Here is a 15,794-nt window from a genome sequence, read left to right as displayed (position 1 = left end):
GGTGAAAGCATTGCCGACGAGCTTGTCTCATATGGAAATAATTGGCGGTCATAAAGTCTTGTCGAGGCGCGCGGCGGTGCCATGAATGCCGACATCTGCCTGCTATCTCAGGTAGAATGCGCGCCCGGTTTTTGGAGAAGCTCATGACCCTGCTCAAATTCAGCGATGTGTCCCTTGCTTTCGGCGCCATGCCGTTATTGGACAAGGTGTCCTGGCAGATCGCCCGTGGCGAGCGGGTGTGCATCATCGGCCGTAACGGCACAGGCAAATCCAGCATGTTGAAGCTGGTAAAAGGCGTTCAGAAGCCTGATGACGGGGCTGTCTGGCGCGCGCCCGGCCTCAAGATCGGCGAATTGCCCCAGGAATTGCCGGTAGCCGACGGACGGACGGTGTTCGACGTGGTTGCCGAAGGTCTGGATGGCGTCGGTGCCTTGCTGGCCGAGTACCACCACCTGGCGCAGAATTGCGTCACCGAGGAAGACCTGAACAAGCTGATGCATGTTCAGCAGGACCTCGAAGCCCGTGATGGCTGGCGCTTGCAGCAGCTGGTCGACAGCACGCTCAGCCGCTTGCAGCTGCCTGCCGACAAGACCCTCGCCGAATTGTCCGGTGGCTGGCGTCGCCGTGTTCTGCTGGCCCAGGCGCTGGTGTCCGAGCCGGACCTGCTGTTGCTCGACGAGCCTACCAACCACCTGGATATCGGCGCCATCGCCTGGCTGGAAGAAGCCCTCAAGGATTTCCAGGGTGCAGTGCTGTTCATCACGCACGACCGGGCATTCCTGCAAAACCTTGCCACCCGCATCCTTGAACTGGACCGTGGCGGCCTGATCGACTGGGACGGCGACTACGCTAGCTTTCTGGTCCACAAGGAAGCCGCGCTGGCCGCCGAAGAGACCGCCAACGCACTGTTCGACAAGCGTCTGGCTCAGGAAGAAGTCTGGATACGCCAGGGCATCAAGGCGCGTCGTACCCGTAACGAAGGTCGCGTGCGTGCGCTCAAGGAGCTGCGTGTAGAGCGCAGCGAGCGCCGTGAGCGTACCGGCAAGGCCAACATTCAGCTCGACACTGCCGAGAAATCCGGCAAGCAGGTCATGGTGCTCGATAACGTCAGCTTCGCCCACCCGGGCGGGCCGACCCTGATCAAGGATTTCTCCATGGTCCTGCAGCGCGAGGACCGTATCGGTCTGCTCGGCGCCAACGGTACCGGCAAGACCACGCTGCTCAAGCTGATGCTCGACAACCTGCAGCCGACCGGCGGCAAGGTTGAAGTCGGCACGCGTCTGGATGTGGCCTATTTCGATCAGTTGCGTCACCAGCTCGATCTGGAAAAGACCGTAATCGACAACGTTGCCGAGGGACGTGATTTCATCGACATCGACGGCCAGAGCCGTCATGTGTTGAGCTATCTCGGCGACTTCCTGTTCAGCCCGCAGCGTGCCCGCACGCCGGTCAAGGCGCTGTCCGGTGGCGAGCGTGCCCGTCTGTTGCTGGCCAAGCTGTTCAGCAAGCCAGCCAACCTGCTGGTGCTCGACGAACCCACCAACGACCTGGACGTCGAAACTCTGGAGCTGCTCGAAGAGGTTCTGCTGACCTTCAAGGGCACCGTGCTGATGGTCAGTCACGACCGGGCATTCCTCGACAACGTCGTCACCAGCACCCTGGTGTTCGAAGGCGAGGGCAAGGTTCGCGAGTACGTGGGTGGTTATCAGGACTGGCTGCGTCAGGGCGGTTCGCCGCGTCTGCTGGGCGTCGCCGACACCAAGTCGGGCAAGGCCGAGCTGGCCAGCGCTGTGGTGCAGGCCGCACCGGTCGCCGCTCAGGACATGCCGGTGGCGAAGAAGAAGCTCAGCTATAAGCTTCAGCGCGAACTGGAGGCGTTGCCTGCGCAGATCGATGAAGTCGAAGGCAAGATGGCCGCGCTGAACGCGGAAATGGCCGAGCCGGGCTTCTACCAGCGCTCGGCGGAGCAGACTGCAGCCGTGCTGGCGCAGCTGGAAAACCTGCAGGCCGAGCTGGACAAGCTGCTGGAGCGTTGGGCCGAACTGGACGAGTGATCGTCCGGCGCGTTCCTGACATGCAGAAAAGCCCGGGTTGACCGGGCTTTTCGCTGTAGCAGGTCAGCTTACTCGGGTTTCTTGAGGCTCACCGCCAGCACATCGCACGGTGCGCCGTGCAGAACGTCGTTGGCTGTCGAGCCGAGCAGCAGGGCCAGGCCGTGACGGCCATGGCTGCCGACAACGATCAGATCGCACGCTTCGCTCTTGGCCAGCTTGTGGATTTCCTGGCGTGGCTGGCCGAACACCATGTGGCTTTTGCTGTTCTCCAGCTCCGTATGCTTGACCTCCAGCTTTGCAAGCTTCTCCCTGGCCTGGTCGATCTGTTGCTGTTGCAACTGTGAAAGGTCCATCGGCACGTCGCCGCCGAACGCCATGGCGATCGGTTCGACGATGTGCACGACCGACAGTTTTGCCCCGCTGGCCTTGGCCAGCCCGCTGGCGCGACGGATAACCGGGTCACACTCATCGGTGAGGTCGATGGCAACCAGAATGTGTTTGTATGGCATGAGGGTGTCCTCCGGGAGAATTGCAATGATGAGAGTATGGCTCTTTCGTTGGCATCTGGGCAGGCCCATGTGCAAGTCATTGTTTTCAAGAGTGTTGTAAAGAGCCTGAAATCGGCTGGGGGCAAGAAATATGACGGTCTGGATAGTCCTGTCAATCATTGGTGTGATGCTGAGCCCGCTGGTGTGGTTACGTCCCTCGCGCCAGCAGAGCGGCAGGATGGCGTTGCGCATGCAGGCACGACGTCTTGGCATGGGCATGCAATTGACCCCGCAGGAGTGGCCGCACTGGCTGAGCAAGGAGCCGCCCAGCCCTTGCGCGCAGTACCATCGTCCGCGTCTGGGCTCGCATGCAGATGCCTGGGTGTACTGGCAAAGCGAGCCGGGCGTGTGGTGCAACCGCTGGCGCGAGCCTTGCGAAGACGCGAAGCTGCTTCCTTACCTGCAAACATTGCCCGTGGATGCCTACAAGGTCGAGGCTGACGGGCAGCTGGTTGCGGTGTACTGGGCGGAGCGGGGCGAGGCAGAAGTGTTACAGCGTATTGATGCGCTGCTCAAGGCGCTGGCCTGACCCTGAATCGCAGGCATTAAAAAGCCCGATAACAACATCGGGCCGGGGTTGGCCAGGCAGGCCGATAATTCGTCGCGTGCCGACAGGCTTTCGCCGCCATGTCGGCTTTCGCTGTTGCGCACCCGCAAATCAGCTGCATTGCGAGCCTCTTGTGGCGCAGTGCTGCGACTCTAGACCTTTTGCTCCTTTTTGTCGCGATTCCTGCAAATATTTTTTGCGCGTGCCCTCGTGCGGTGCGTTCCTGGCTGATTGTTCGCGGCGCCTATCGAATGTCACGCGTCGCGGCTATCGTCATGCAGAAGCCCGCCAGGCCTTGCGTGGCGGCGTATTACGGCGTGCCCCATGCTGCAGCTGCAGGGTATTCGAATGGCCACTATCATTACTGCGAATGATGGAGGATCGCAGGTCTTCGTGGGCATTATGGGCCTTGCGCATGCTCCTGTTAAAACGTGGATTTTCAGGCGTTTTGTCGAATTGACAATCGTGTGGTTATGCCTGATGGTGTGCGTACCCAAATCAAACGGGCGTATGAAATGAGCGTTTGGTCGTCAGAGGGCTCTGACAGAATCCCGACTACCACGTCGCGGCGGTAAGCGTGTGATTTGGCGTGTTCATCGACGGCGACGTCGTAGCCCCGTCGGACATTGAGGTCCGGCGGGTATTGTTCAGCTTCCATATTGTGGAGATCAGTTGATGATTTACGAAGGTAAAGCCATCACGGTTAAGGCTCTTGAAAGTGGCATCGTCGAATTGAATTTCGACCTCAAGGGTGAGTCCGTCAACAAGTTCAACCGTCTCACCCTCAATGAGTTCCGCCAGGCAGTCGATGCGGTCAAGGCCGACGCATCGGTCAAGGGCGTGATTGTCACCAGTGGCAAAGATTCATTCATTGTCGGCGCCGATATCACCGAATTCGTCGACAACTTCAAGTTGCCGGAAGCTGAGCTGGTCGCCGGCAATCTGGAAGCGAACAGAATTTTCAGTGATTTCGAAGACCTGAACGTGCCGACTGTCGTGGCAATCAACGGTATCGCGTTGGGCGGCGGTCTGGAAATGTGCCTGGCCGCAGACTATCGAGTCATCGCCAGCAGCGCTCGCGTCGGTCTGCCCGAGGTCAAGCTGGGCCTGTACCCGGGTTTCGGCGGCACCGTGCGTCTGCCACGCATCATTGGTGCCGACAACGCGATCGAGTGGATTGCCTCGGGTAAGGAAAATGCTGCGGAAGACGCTCTCAAGGTCGGTGCCGTGGACGCAGTGGTAGCGCCCGACAAGCTGCAGGCCGCCGCCCTTGATTTGATCCAGCGCGCCATTTCCGGCGAGTTCGATTACAAGGCCAAGCGTCAGCCGAAGCTGGACAAGCTCAAGCTCAATGCCATCGAACAGATGATGGCATTCGAAACCGCCAAGGGCTTCGTCGCAGGTCAGGCCGGCCCGAACTATCCGGCCCCGGTCGAAGCCATCAAGACCATCCAGAAAGCCGCCAACTTCGGTCGTGACAAGGCGCTGGAGATCGAAGCCGCCGGTTTCGTGAAAATGGCCAAGACTGCTGCCGCGCAGAGTCTGATCGGCCTGTTCCTGAACGATCAGGAACTGAAAAAGAAAGCCAAGGGCTACGACAAGATTGCCAAGGACGTGAAGCAGGCGGCCGTGCTGGGCGCCGGGATAATGGGCGGCGGCATCGCCTATCAGTCGGCAGTCAAAGGCACGCCGATCCTGATGAAGGATATCCGCGAGGAAGCCATTCAACTGGGTCTGAACGAAGCGTCCAAACTGCTTGGCGGTCGCCTGGAGAAAGGTCGTCTGACCGCAGCGAAGATGGCCGAAGCGCTTAACGCCATTCGTCCTACGCTGTCCTACGGCGATTTCGGCAATGTCGATCTGGTCGTCGAAGCAGTCGTCGAGAACCCCAAGGTCAAGCAGGCGGTACTGGCCGAAGTCGAAGCCAACGTGGGTGAAAACACCATTCTGGCGTCCAACACCTCGACCATCTCGATCAGCCTGCTGGCCCAGGCCCTCAAGCGCCCGGAAAATTTCGTCGGCATGCACTTCTTCAACCCGGTGCACATGATGCCGCTGGTGGAAGTGATCCGTGGCGAGAAATCCAGTGAAGAAGCGGTCGCCACGACCGTTGCCTACGCCAAGAAAATGGGCAAAAACCCGATCGTGGTCAACGACTGCCCGGGCTTTCTGGTCAACCGTGTGCTGTTCCCGTATTTCGGTGGTTTCGCCAGACTGGTCAGTGCGGGCGTGGATTTTGTGCGCATCGACAAGGTCATGGAGAAATTCGGCTGGCCGATGGGCCCTGCCTACCTGATGGACGTGGTCGGTATCGACACCGGCCACCACGGTCGTGACGTCATGGCCGAAGGTTTCCCTGATCGTATGAAAGATGATCGTCGCTCTGCGATCGATGCTCTGTACGACGCCAAGCGCCTCGGGCAGAAGAACGGCAAGGGTTTCTACGCGTACGAGACCGACAAGAAGGGCAAGCCCAAGAAGGTCAATGACCCGGCAGTGCTGGACGTGCTCAAGCCGATTGTCTACGAGCAGCGCGAAGTCAGCGATGAAGACATCGTTAACTGGATGATGATCCCGCTGTGCCTGGAAACGGTCCGCTGCCTGGAAGACGGCATTGTCGAAACCGCTGCCGAGGCTGACATGGGCCTGATCTACGGTATCGGTTTCCCTCCGTTCCGTGGCGGCGCGCTGCGCTACATCGATTCCATCGGTGTTGCCGAATTCGTTGCCCTGGCTGACCAATACGCCGAGCTGGGTGCCCTGTATCAACCGACCGCGAAGCTGCGTGAAATGGCCGCCAATGGCCAGAGCTTCTTCGGTCAAGCGTCTTCCGAGGAATGAACCAATGAGCCTTAATCCAAGAGACGTCGTGATTGTCGACTTCGGTCGCACCCCGATGGGCCGCTCCAAGGGCGGCATGCACCGAAACACCCGCGCCGAAGATATGTCCGCGCACCTGATCAGCAAATTGCTCGAGCGCAACAACAAGGTCGACCCGGCTGAAGTCGAGGACGTGATCTGGGGCTGCGTCAACCAGACCCTGGAGCAGGGCTGGAACATCGCGCGCATGGCGTCATTGCTGACCCAGATCCCGCATACCTCGGCCGCCCAGACGGTAAGCCGTCTTTGTGGTTCGTCCATGAGCGCGCTGCACACGGCTGCTCAGGCAATCATGACCAACAACGGTGATGTGTTCGTCATCGGCGGTGTTGAGCACATGGGTCATGTCAGCATGATGCATGGCGTTGACCCCAACCCGCACATGTCCCTGCACGCTGCCAAGGCCTCCGGCATGATGGGCCTGACCGCCGAAATGCTCGGAAAAATGCACGGCATCACCCGCGAGCAGCAGGACGCGTTCGGTCTGCGTTCCCACCAGCTGGCGCACAAGGCGACGCTGGAAGGCAAGTTCAAGGACGAAATCATCCCGATGCAGGGCTATGACGAGAACGGTTTCCTCAAGGTCTTCGACTACGATGAAACCATCCGTCCGGACACCACCCTGGAAAGTCTTGCGGCACTCAAGCCTGCCTTCAATCCAAAAGGTGGCACCGTGACTGCCGGTACGTCCTCGCAGATCACTGACGGTGCGTCGTGCATGATCGTCATGTCGGCCCAGCGTGCCCAGGACCTCGGTATCCAGCCGCTGGCGGTGATCCGTTCGATGGCAGTGGCCGGTGTCGACCCCGCAATCATGGGCTATGGTCCGGTTCCGGCCACCCAGAAAGCGCTCAAGCGCGCCGGCCTGAGTATTGCCGATATCGACTTCTTCGAGCTCAACGAAGCCTTCGCTGCACAGGCCTTGCCGGTGTTGAAAGATTTGAAAGTGCTCGACAAGATGAACGAGAAGGTTAACCTGCACGGCGGCGCCATCGCTCTGGGGCATCCTTTCGGGTGTTCCGGTGCACGCATCTCCGGCACTTTGCTCAATGTCATGAAGCAAAATGGCGGCACCTTCGGTGTGTCGACCATGTGTATTGGTCTGGGTCAGGGCATCGCGACCGTTTTCGAACGCGTCTGATTCCCGAGTGTGATGCGAGCCGGGGCTTGGTGCCCCGGCTTTTGTTTTTTGAAAAAATGGTTTCAGGCAAATTTTTTGGACGTGTTACAAGGGGACCGCAACATGCAACTGCAACCAGGGCTCTATCGCCATTACAAGGGCCCGCACTACCGGGTTTTCAGCGTTGCAAAACATTCCGAAACCGAAGAGGAAGTCGTGTTTTATCAGGCTTTGTACGGCGATTTCGGCATGTGGGTACGTCCCTTGAGCATGTTTCTGGAGTCGGTCGAGGTTGACGGCGAGCACGTCCCGCGCTTTGCTCTGGTTGAGGCTGAACCCAGCCTGTTTTCCCGAACGTGAGAGGCGATTGCACAACAGGCTGTGCTTGACCTCACCTTGTAGCCACTATATATAGCGTGGCCTTTACAAGCTCCTCACTGTCTTTCATCTAGTATTCAGGAATTTTCTGATCCATGGGCAAATCGCTGGTCATCGTGGAATCCCCGGCTAAGGCCAAGACCATCAACAAGTATTTGGGCAACCAGTACGTGGTGAAGTCGAGTATCGGCCATATCCGAGACCTGCCCACCAGCGGTTCGGCGAGTGCCGCCAAAGATCCTGCCGCCAAGCGTGGCAAGGCCGCTGCGGGCGAAGGCCCGGTACTGACGCCGAAAGAAAAGGCGCAACGCCAGCTGGTCTCGCGCATGGGAGTCGACCCGGAACACGGCTGGAAAGCCAAGTACGAGATCCTCCCCGGCAAGGAAAAGGTCATTGAAGAGCTGCGCAAGCTCGCCAAGGATGCCGACATCATCTATCTCGCGACGGACTTGGACCGCGAAGGGGAAGCCATTGCCTGGCACCTGCGCGAAGCCATCGGTGGGGATGACAGCCGTTACAAGCGCGTGGTGTTCAACGAAATCACCAAGAAAGCCATTCAGGAAGCGTTTTCCAAGCCAGGCGAACTGGATATTGCCCGGGTCAACGCCCAGCAGGCGCGTCGCTTCCTCGACCGCGTCGTTGGCTACATGGTATCGCCACTGCTCTGGCAGAAGGTCGCCCGCGGCTTGTCCGCCGGACGTGTGCAGTCGGTCGCAGTAAAACTGGTGGTCGAACGCGAACGTGAAATCCGTGCGTTCAACCCTGAGGAATACTGGGAGATCCACGCCGATCTGGGCACCGCCAAGGGCGCCAATGTGCGTTTCGAAGTGGCGCGTGAAAACGGCGAAGCGTTCAAGCCGCTGAATGAAACCCAGGCCATGGCTGCCCTTGAAAAGCTCAAGGCGTCCAGCTACAGCATCGTCAAGCGTGAAGACAAGCCGACCAGCAGCAAGCCATCGGCGCCGTTCATCACCTCGACCCTGCAGCAGGCGGCGAGCAATCGTCTGGGCTTCGGCGTGAAGAAGACCATGATGATGGCTCAGCGCTTGTACGAAGCGGGCTACATCACTTACATGCGTACCGACTCGACCAACCTGTCGGCTGATGCCGTCAGCATGGCGCGTGACTACATCGAAACCGAATTCGGCAAGAAGTACCTGCCGGAGTCGCCTAACGTCTACAGCAGCAAGGAAGGCGCGCAAGAAGCGCACGAAGCGATTCGTCCTTCCGACGTCAACACTCACCCGAGCAAACTGACCGGGATGGAGCGTGACGCCGAGCGTCTTTACGAGTTGATCTGGCGTCAGTTCGTGGCCTGCCAGATGCTGCCTGCGCAATACCTGTCGACCACCGTCACGGTCGCCGCTAGCGATTTCGAGCTGCGTGCCAAGGGCCGCATCCTCAAGTTCGACGGTTATACCCGTGCGCTGCCGCAGATGGCCAAGCCTGGCGATGACGATGTTCTGCCGGACATGGCGCAGGGCGAGACCCTGAAACTGAACAAGATCGACCCGAGCCAGCACTTCACCAAGCCGCCTGCGCGTTACTCGGAAGCGAGTCTGGTGAAGGAGATGGAAAAACGTGGCATCGGCCGTCCGTCGACCTATGCAGCGATCATTTCGACCATCCAGGACCGTGGCTACGTGGCGTTGCATAACCGCCGCTTCTACTCGGAAAAGATGGGCGACATCGTCACCGGACGTCTGTCCGAAAGCTTTTCCAATCTGATGGACTATGGCTTTACTGCGGGGATGGAAGAGAACCTCGACGACGTGGCCCAGGGTGAGCGCGACTGGAAAAACGTGCTGGACGAGTTCTACGGCGATTTCCGCAAAAAGCTCGACGTGGCCGAGGCTGCCGATGGCGGCATGCGCGCCAACCAGCCGGTGATGACCGATATCCCGTGCAAGGTGTGCGGTCGTCCAATGCAGATCCGTACCGCCTCGACGGGCGTTTTCCTGGGTTGCTCCGGCTACAGCCTGCCACCCAAGGAACGCTGCAAGGCGACTGTCAATCTGACTCCTGGCGACGAAATTGCCGACGATGATGAGGGTGAGTCCGAGTCGCGGGTTCTGCGCGGCAAGCATCGTTGCCCGATCTGCAGCACGGCGATGGACGCCTACCTGCTGGACGAGAAGCACAAGCTGCATATCTGCGGCAACAACCCTGATTGCACAGGTTACGAGATCGAGGAAGGCACTTATCGCATCAAAGGCTATGAGGGTCCGAGCCTGGAATGTGACAAGTGTGGCAGCGAGATGCAGCTCAAGACCGGCCGTTTCGGCAAGTTCTTCGGCTGTACCAACCCGGATTGCAAGAACACCCGCAAACTGCTGAAAAGCGGTGACGCGGCGCCGCCGAAGATGGACCCGGTGAAAATGCCGGAGCTCAAGTGCGACAAGGTTGACGATACCTACATCCTGCGTGATGGTGCTTCGGGTCTGTTCCTGGCTGCCAGCCAGTTCCCGAAGAATCGCGAAACCCGCGCACCGCTGGTCATCGAAATCGCTCCGCACAAGGACGAAATCGATCCCAAGTATCACTTCCTTTGCGAAGCGCCGAAGAAGGATCCGGACGGTCGTCCAGCAGTGATCCGCTACAGCCGCAAGACCAAAGAGCAATACGTCCAGACCGAAGTAGAAGGCAAGCCTACCGGCTGGCGTGCGTTCTATGACGGCAGCGCCTGGAAGGTTGAAGACAAGCGTTGATCGCAAGCGCCCGGCTCAAGTGAGCCGGGCGCTGTTTTCGATAGGCATCCGCCTGTTTTGCCGGACGGCCCAAGTGCCGCAGGCTATGCTGTTCTCTATCCTATCGTTATGGAGAGTGTCGCCATGGCTCATGAGCTCTATACCCGTACCAACCAGAAAATCTATTTCGCAGGGCTCTCGCTCGAAGCGTTGGGGAGGGCGGAGAAGGGGCAGGCGGTGAACTCTCCTGCGTTGCTGCAGGCAGAACGCGAGTCCGCGCTGTTTCATCTGTATGGTGCGCTACTGGGCCTGTGTCATGAGATCGCAGGCTACTACCGTCTGCCGCAGGCCGGTGCGCGCCGTGCGGAAGAATTGTTGACGCAGGAAGTGCTGAACGCCATCGCCATTCCCGAAATGGCCGAGCTGGTAGAACTCGCCCAGAATCGCCAGACATGGCTTGCGCAATTGCTGGCGGCCTATAACGCCTTGTATGAACCACCGCGTGCGCCGAAAAAGCTCAAGGGTGATGTCACGCAGCCGATGATACAGGCAGTGAACCTGGACGCCGAGCCGGAGTCTGAACTCTCACGTGCAGAGCTTGAAAATTGGCGTCAACAACTCAAAGGGTTGGCCATCCGTTTTCGTGAAGGCCTGAGCGAGTGCTGAAAACCAATGAAGTAAGGGCTGGCAGGCTGTTACAATGCCGGCTTATCGCGGAGTAACTGTACCAATGCCTACCTCTTTCCTGGAAATTGTCGAACTACCTGACGGACGTATCGAGCTGCGTCGTGCCGATGACGAGGGCTCTCTGGTAACGCTTGATTTCTCTGCGGATGCCAAAGCGTTCATGCAAGGTCAGCATGTCGAAGTCGCCAAAGCCATGTTGAGTGTGGGTGTGCAGATGGCTGGCCGCCTGGCTGAAGGCGAAGTCGAAAAGGATGATGTGCCTCACGTTCTGCACTGATCGAGGGCTGGGTCTCATCCCAGCCGGATGTTCAGGCTTTGCGCTTCCCCGATTTTTGCTGCACTGATCAATTGCTGACGCGCTATGGCGCCCAGCGGGTTGATCCAGCTCACCACCGTATGGCTACGGCCCAGTCGAAGTGCTTCGCGAGTCAGCTCCAGTACGCTTTGCGTGCCGCGTGGCTGCAGAAGAAGAATCCGCTCCCTGTTCAGCCCGGCATCGCGCAGCCATGTCTGCGTCAGGCTGGATGGCGGTGCGATCAGTGTCAGCCAGCGCGCATCCAGTTCCTCGCTCAGTTCCCGAAGGATGGGCGCCAGAAGGTTGAGGCAGTTCCCGGCGGCACCGCGCAATGACAGTTCACTGAAGGGCTCTGGTTCACCGCCCCATGGCGTTTCGACTGCATCTGTGAGCAGCGGGGCGATGGGCTGAGCCAGAAACGCCTCGAACAGCGGCAATTGCGATTGCGGTGCTTGATGGAACTGCATAACGTCTCCTTAACGGCGAATGACGCCGACGCTCAAACCTTCGATCACCAGTTCCTGATCCTTGAGATCGACCTCGATGGGTGCGAAATCAGGGTTTTCCGCCAGCAGCCAGACCTTGCTGCCTTCACGCTTGAAACGCTTGACGGTCACTTCATCGCCTATCCGGGCAACCACGATCTGGCCGTTGCGGGCCTCGCGCGTGGTGTGCACGGCGAGCAGATCGCCATCCAGAATGCCGACGTCCTTCATACTCATGCCGTGAACGCGCAACAGGTAGTTGGCGCTCGGGTGGAAGAAGGAAGGATTGATGTTGCAGGACTCTTCAATGTGTTGCTGAGCCAGGATCGGTGCACCTGCTGCAACGCGGCCAATGACCGGCAGGCTGCTGTCATCCGGCCGCGCTTCGAAGCCGGGGATACGAATGCCGCGTGAAGCACCTGGAGTCATTTCGATGGCGCCTTTACGCGCCAGGGCTTTCAAGTGCTCTTCCGCCGCGTTGGGCGATTTGAAGCCCAGCTCCTGAGCGATTTCCGCACGTGTCGGCGGGAACCCGTTGTCTTCCAGGCAGCGTTTGATGAAACCCAGGATTTCAGCCTGGCGTGGCGTCAGTTTGATCATGAGGGGCGCTCTGGCTTTTTATACAGTGACTGGGATTATATACAGTGAAGGCGCGTTGGCAATCATCCATTTCATTTCCGCTGCCGAGCGGTGGCCAACCCACGCAGCACCTCCCGTCAAAAACCTCGGCAATACCTGAGGTTTGTCATTTAACATCCACTATCGTGACTGTTCGGCCACAAAATGAACGGGCCGACTTGACAACCGAGGCGTTTGATACGTATGTTTCAAACGTTCGTTTGTTAGGCAGAGAGCCATGGCCCAGTCGGAAACCGTTGAACGCATTCTTGATGCTGCAGAGCAATTATTTGCAGAGAAAGGCTTTGCCGAAACGTCCTTGCGTCTTATCACCAGCAAGGCGTCGGTCAATCTGGCTGCAGTGAATTATCACTTCGGCTCGAAGAAGGCGTTGATTCAGGCCGTGTTCTCGCGTTTTCTGGGACCGTTCTGCATCAGTCTCGATCGCGAGCTGGAACGTCGCCAGGCAAAACCCGAACACAAGCCAAGCCTTGAGGAACTGCTGGAGATTCTCGTCGAGCAGGCGCTTGTGGTGCAGCCGCGCAGCGGTAACGACCTGTCGATCTTCATGCGCCTGCTGGGGCTTGCCTTCAGTCAGAGCCAGGGCCACCTGCGCCGCTACCTCGAAGACATGTACGGCAAGGTGTTCCGTCGCTACATGACGCTGGTCAACGAAGCCGCGCCGCGCATTCCGCCCATCGAGCTGTTCTGGCGCGTGCACTTCATGCTCGGCGCTGCGGCGTTCAGCATGTCCGGCATCAAGGCGTTGCGCGCCATTGCCGAGACCGATTTCGGCGTCAATACTTCCATCGAGCAGGTCATGCGCCTGATGGTGCCGTTTCTGGCCGCCGGCATGCGCGCCGACACCGGGGTCAGCGACCCTGCGATGATCGCCGCCCAGCTCAGGCCGCGGACCAAGAGCAGCGTCAGCACACCTGCGGTCGCCAAGGCCTGAAGCCTCTGTATTGAGTCAGCCTCTGCCCTGAATCAAGCTGTACCGGCGTGTCGGATTGCGTCGGGCTTCAGGATCAAGCACCATGCCCGGATTGTGAACGAGCACTGGTGTGTAAGGGTTTTTCTATGAGTTCTGGCCTGCAAGGCTCCTTGATGGTCGATGTCGCCGGCACCTGGCTGACCAGCGAAGACCGTCAGTTTTTGCGTCAGCCCGAAGTGGGCGGTTTGATCATCTTTGCCCGAAACATCGAGCATCCCCGTCAGGTTCGTGAGTTGAGCGCCGCGATTCGTGCCGTGCGCCCGGACCTGCTGCTGGCCGTCGATCAGGAGGGCGGCAGGGTGCAGCGCCTGCGTGAGGGCTTCGTGCGCCTGCCGCCGATGCGCGCCATCGCTGACAAGCCTGACGCCGAGCATCTGGCTGAGCAGTGTGGCTGGCTGATGGCGACCGAAGTGCTGGCAGTCGGACTGGACCTGAGCTTCGCTCCGGTACTGGACCTCGACTATCAGCGCAGCGCTGTGGTCGGCACGCGTTCGTTCGAAGGCGATCCGCAGCGTGCGGCGTTGCTGGCGGGGGCGTTCATTCGTGGGATGAACGCTGCGGGCATGGCTGCCACCGGCAAGCATTTCCCCGGCCACGGCTGGGCTGAAGCCGATTCTCATGTGGCTATCCCGAATGACGAGCGTAGCCTGGAAGAGATTCGCGCCAGTGATCTGGTGCCGTTTGCTCGTCTGAGTCAGCAGCTGGCTGCAGTGATGCCGGCGCATGTCATCTACCCGAAGGTCGATTCGCAGCCTGCCGGTTTTTCAAAGCGCTGGTTGCAGGACATTCTGCGCGACGAACTGCAATTTGACGGTGTTATTTTCAGCGACGACCTGTCGATGGCCGGCGCTCATGTCGTCGGTGATGCGGCCAGCCGTATCGAGGCAGCGCTGACAGCCGGATGCGACATGGGCCTGGTGTGTAACGACCGCGCGGCCGCAGAGCTTGCGCTGGGCGCTGCGCAGCGTCTGAAGGTCAAGCCTTCGCCACGTATCGCGCGTATGCGCGGTCAGGCGTCGGCCAGCACCGACTACCGGCAACACCCACGCTGGCAGGCCGCGCTCCAGGCTTTGCGCGCTGCTCAACTGATCGATTAAGGATTTGCGATGACTGTTTACGCGATTATTGGCGGTACTGGCCTGACCCAGCTCGAGGGCCTGAACATTCGGCAATCCCTGCCAATGAACACCCCTTATGGTGCACCGTCCGGCGAAATCCAGATCGGCGACTATGCCGGTCGCGAAGTGATGTTTCTGGCGCGCCATGGCCACCCGCACCGCTTGCCGCCGCATCAGGTCAACTACCGGGCCAATATCTGGGCGCTCAAGCAGGCGGGTGCCGAAGCGATTCTTGCGGTCAACGCAGTCGGTGGCATTCATCCGGCCATGGGCACCGGGCATTTCTGTGTGCCGCATGATCTGGTCGACTACACCAGCGGTCGCCAGCACACGTTTTTTGCCGATGACCTGGAAGAGGTCACCCACATCGACTTCAGCTATCCGTACAGCGAAGCGCTGCGTGCCCGGCTGATTGCGGCGTTGGCGGCCGAGGGATGCGCGTTCTCCGACCGGGGCGTCTATGCCTGCACCCAGGGACCGCGTCTGGAGACTGTTGCCGAAATCATTCGCCTGGAACGTGATGGTTGCGACATCGTCGGCATGACCGGCATGCCCGAAGCCGCGCTGGCGCGTGAACTGGAGCTTGAATACGCCTGCCTTGCGCTGGTGGTCAATCCGGCAGCGGGCAAATCGACGACCGTCATTACCATGGCGGAAATCGAACAGGCCCTGCGCGACGGGATGGGCAAGGTGAAAGCCACGCTTGCCCGGGTCCTGTCGGCGTCCTGAGTTACAGCATGCGCTTGAGGGTATTGTCCTTGCGCACCAAGTGATGCCAGAGCGCAGCGATCACATGCAGACCGATGACATAGTAGAAGATCGAGCCCAGCAACTTGTGCACGTCTTCGAACGTTTCGGCCAGGTGGTCCGAGGTAGCCAGCGGCCAGGGAATCTGCAGGTCGGTGAGGGGGATGGGCAGTGCGCCTTTTTCCACCATCACCGTCAGCAGGCCCAGTAACGGCTGGGCAAACAGGAATGCATACAGCGCGTAATGGGTCAGGGTTGCGACGATGCGCAACGCCCCTTCAAGCGGCGGTGTAATGCCGGGCGGACGATGACGTCGACGCTCGGCGGCACGGAAAAACGCCATGATCAGAATCACAATGCCGACCCAGTAGTGGCTCTGCACGACCAGCAAGCGGTATTCCGAGCCCTTGCTGAACTGAGTGCGGCTCAGAATCAGGGTATAGGCCAGCACGATCAGAATGGCCATGACCCAGTGCAGCCATCTGGCCCGGGCGGTGTAGCGTTGAGAAGTCGATGCATCCACGGTTGGATTCCTTGTCTCTTTTTTTGCAGGGCTGGTAGACAGCTTAGGCTGTCGATCGGGCGCCTGCGTTTCATGTCGGCCTGATTTTTTTCACGTGCCTCTCCGGCCACTAA

15 protein-coding genes are annotated in these 15,794 nt (G+C 59.4%); 11 read left to right on the top strand and 4 right to left on the bottom strand.

The window, feature by feature from the left end:
* The first annotated feature begins 143 nt into the window (after nt 1-143).
* Nucleotides 144-2,054, top strand: coding sequence for an ATP-binding cassette domain-containing protein (locus GE543_RS18165; protein WP_003412170.1), 1,911 nt, complete (start codon nt 144-146; stop codon nt 2,052-2,054).
* 68 nt (nt 2,055-2,122) lie between these two features.
* Here GE543_RS18165 and GE543_RS18160 read toward each other — a convergent pair whose 3' ends face one another.
* Nucleotides 2,123-2,563: a universal stress protein gene (locus GE543_RS18160; RefSeq protein ID WP_003412168.1), complete on the bottom strand. Its 441-nt coding sequence runs from the start codon at nt 2,561-2,563 to the stop codon at nt 2,123-2,125.
* Between the two features lie 130 nt (nt 2,564-2,693).
* Here GE543_RS18160 and GE543_RS18155 point away from each other — a divergent pair, with 130 nt between their 5' ends.
* The 7 genes from GE543_RS18155 to GE543_RS18115 all read left to right on the top strand — a co-directional run bounded on the left by GE543_RS18155 (nt 2,694) and on the right by GE543_RS18115 (nt 11,178).
* Entirely contained in the window at nt 2,694-3,131 is a 438-nt protein-coding gene (locus GE543_RS18155; RefSeq protein ID WP_003412166.1) for a hypothetical protein, read from the top strand.
* Nucleotides 3,132-3,824: 693 nt separating this feature from the next.
* Nucleotides 3,825-5,990: a fatty acid oxidation complex subunit alpha FadB gene (fadB, locus tag GE543_RS18140; protein WP_100073208.1), complete on the top strand. Its 2,166-nt coding sequence runs from the start codon at nt 3,825-3,827 to the stop codon at nt 5,988-5,990.
* 4 nt (nt 5,991-5,994) lie between these two features.
* Entirely contained in the window at nt 5,995-7,170 is a 1,176-nt protein-coding gene (fadA, locus tag GE543_RS18135; protein ID WP_003417674.1) for an acetyl-CoA C-acyltransferase FadA, read from the top strand.
* Nucleotides 7,171-7,272: 102 nt separating this feature from the next.
* Complete coding sequence (locus GE543_RS18130; protein ID WP_003315802.1) at nt 7,273-7,509, top strand: DUF1653 domain-containing protein; 237 nt, start codon at nt 7,273-7,275, stop codon at nt 7,507-7,509.
* Nucleotides 7,510-7,622: 113 nt separating this feature from the next.
* Nucleotides 7,623-10,235 carry a type I DNA topoisomerase gene (gene topA, locus GE543_RS18125; RefSeq protein WP_003417673.1) on the top strand — a complete coding sequence of 871 codons (2,613 nt, stop codon included), beginning with the start codon at nt 7,623-7,625 and terminating at the stop codon, nt 10,233-10,235.
* Nucleotides 10,236-10,358: 123 nt separating this feature from the next.
* A complete protein-coding gene (locus tag GE543_RS18120; RefSeq protein WP_046237190.1) occupies nt 10,359-10,880 on the top strand; it encodes a DUF6586 family protein in 522 nt (173 codons plus the stop codon).
* A 64-nt stretch (nt 10,881-10,944) separates the two neighbouring features.
* Entirely contained in the window at nt 10,945-11,178 is a 234-nt protein-coding gene (locus tag GE543_RS18115) for a hypothetical protein (RefSeq protein WP_002554102.1), read from the top strand.
* A gap of 14 nt (nt 11,179-11,192) precedes the next feature.
* Here GE543_RS18115 and sulA read toward each other — a convergent pair whose 3' ends face one another.
* Nucleotides 11,193-11,663: an SOS-induced cell division inhibitor SulA gene (gene sulA, locus GE543_RS18110; RefSeq protein ID WP_153222053.1), complete on the bottom strand. Its 471-nt coding sequence runs from the start codon at nt 11,661-11,663 to the stop codon at nt 11,193-11,195.
* 9 nt (nt 11,664-11,672) lie between these two features.
* Nucleotides 11,673-12,281, bottom strand: a complete 609-nt coding sequence (lexA, locus tag GE543_RS18105) for a transcriptional repressor LexA (protein ID WP_003315796.1) — start codon at nt 12,279-12,281, stop codon at nt 11,673-11,675.
* Nucleotides 12,282-12,537: 256 nt separating this feature from the next.
* Here lexA and psrA point away from each other — a divergent pair, with 256 nt between their 5' ends.
* From psrA to GE543_RS18090, 3 genes are all read left to right on the top strand, one after another.
* On the top strand, nt 12,538-13,254 hold the full coding sequence (psrA, locus tag GE543_RS18100; protein ID WP_153222052.1) for a transcriptional regulator PsrA: 717 nt from the start codon (nt 12,538-12,540) through the stop codon (nt 13,252-13,254).
* Between the two features lie 125 nt (nt 13,255-13,379).
* The gene (gene nagZ, locus GE543_RS18095; RefSeq protein WP_003315794.1) at nt 13,380-14,390 is read left to right on the top strand and encodes a beta-N-acetylhexosaminidase; all 1,011 of its coding nucleotides are present in this window, start codon (nt 13,380-13,382) and stop codon (nt 14,388-14,390) included.
* A 9-nt stretch (nt 14,391-14,399) separates the two neighbouring features.
* Nucleotides 14,400-15,140 carry an S-methyl-5'-thioinosine phosphorylase gene (locus tag GE543_RS18090; protein ID WP_153222051.1) on the top strand — a complete coding sequence of 247 codons (741 nt, stop codon included), beginning with the start codon at nt 14,400-14,402 and terminating at the stop codon, nt 15,138-15,140.
* A 1-nt stretch (nt 15,141) separates the two neighbouring features.
* On the opposite strand, the gene GE543_RS18085 is transcribed toward GE543_RS18090, so the two are convergent.
* Nucleotides 15,142-15,681, bottom strand: coding sequence for a cytochrome b (locus GE543_RS18085; protein ID WP_003412145.1), 540 nt, complete (start codon nt 15,679-15,681; stop codon nt 15,142-15,144).
* Nucleotides 15,682-15,794 lie beyond the last annotated feature (113 nt).

The organism is Pseudomonas sp. SZ57 (assembly GCF_009495975.1).
In the GTDB taxonomy this organism is placed as follows: Bacteria; Pseudomonadota; Gammaproteobacteria; order Pseudomonadales; family Pseudomonadaceae; genus Aquipseudomonas; species Aquipseudomonas syringae.
Note: the sequence above shows the minus strand (reverse complement) of the source record. Positions and strands in the feature narration are given on the sequence as shown.

Coding starts and splice junctions, on each gene's coding strand:
- GE543_RS18165 (WP_003412170.1), top strand. CDS start 144: ATGACCCTGCTCAAATTCAGCGATGTGTCCCTTGCTTTCGGCGCCATG.
- GE543_RS18160 (WP_003412168.1), bottom strand. CDS start 2,563: ATGCCATACAAACACATTCTGGTTGCCATCGACCTCACCGATGAGTGT.
- GE543_RS18155 (WP_003412166.1), top strand. CDS start 2,694: ATGACGGTCTGGATAGTCCTGTCAATCATTGGTGTGATGCTGAGCCCG.
- fadB (WP_100073208.1), top strand. CDS start 3,825: ATGATTTACGAAGGTAAAGCCATCACGGTTAAGGCTCTTGAAAGTGGC.
- fadA (WP_003417674.1), top strand. CDS start 5,995: ATGAGCCTTAATCCAAGAGACGTCGTGATTGTCGACTTCGGTCGCACC.
- GE543_RS18130 (WP_003315802.1), top strand. CDS start 7,273: ATGCAACTGCAACCAGGGCTCTATCGCCATTACAAGGGCCCGCACTAC.
- topA (WP_003417673.1), top strand. CDS start 7,623: ATGGGCAAATCGCTGGTCATCGTGGAATCCCCGGCTAAGGCCAAGACC.
- GE543_RS18120 (WP_046237190.1), top strand. CDS start 10,359: ATGGCTCATGAGCTCTATACCCGTACCAACCAGAAAATCTATTTCGCA.
- GE543_RS18115 (WP_002554102.1), top strand. CDS start 10,945: ATGCCTACCTCTTTCCTGGAAATTGTCGAACTACCTGACGGACGTATC.
- sulA (WP_153222053.1), bottom strand. CDS start 11,663: ATGCAGTTCCATCAAGCACCGCAATCGCAATTGCCGCTGTTCGAGGCG.
- lexA (WP_003315796.1), bottom strand. CDS start 12,281: ATGATCAAACTGACGCCACGCCAGGCTGAAATCCTGGGTTTCATCAAA.
- psrA (WP_153222052.1), top strand. CDS start 12,538: ATGGCCCAGTCGGAAACCGTTGAACGCATTCTTGATGCTGCAGAGCAA.
- nagZ (WP_003315794.1), top strand. CDS start 13,380: ATGAGTTCTGGCCTGCAAGGCTCCTTGATGGTCGATGTCGCCGGCACC.
- GE543_RS18090 (WP_153222051.1), top strand. CDS start 14,400: ATGACTGTTTACGCGATTATTGGCGGTACTGGCCTGACCCAGCTCGAG.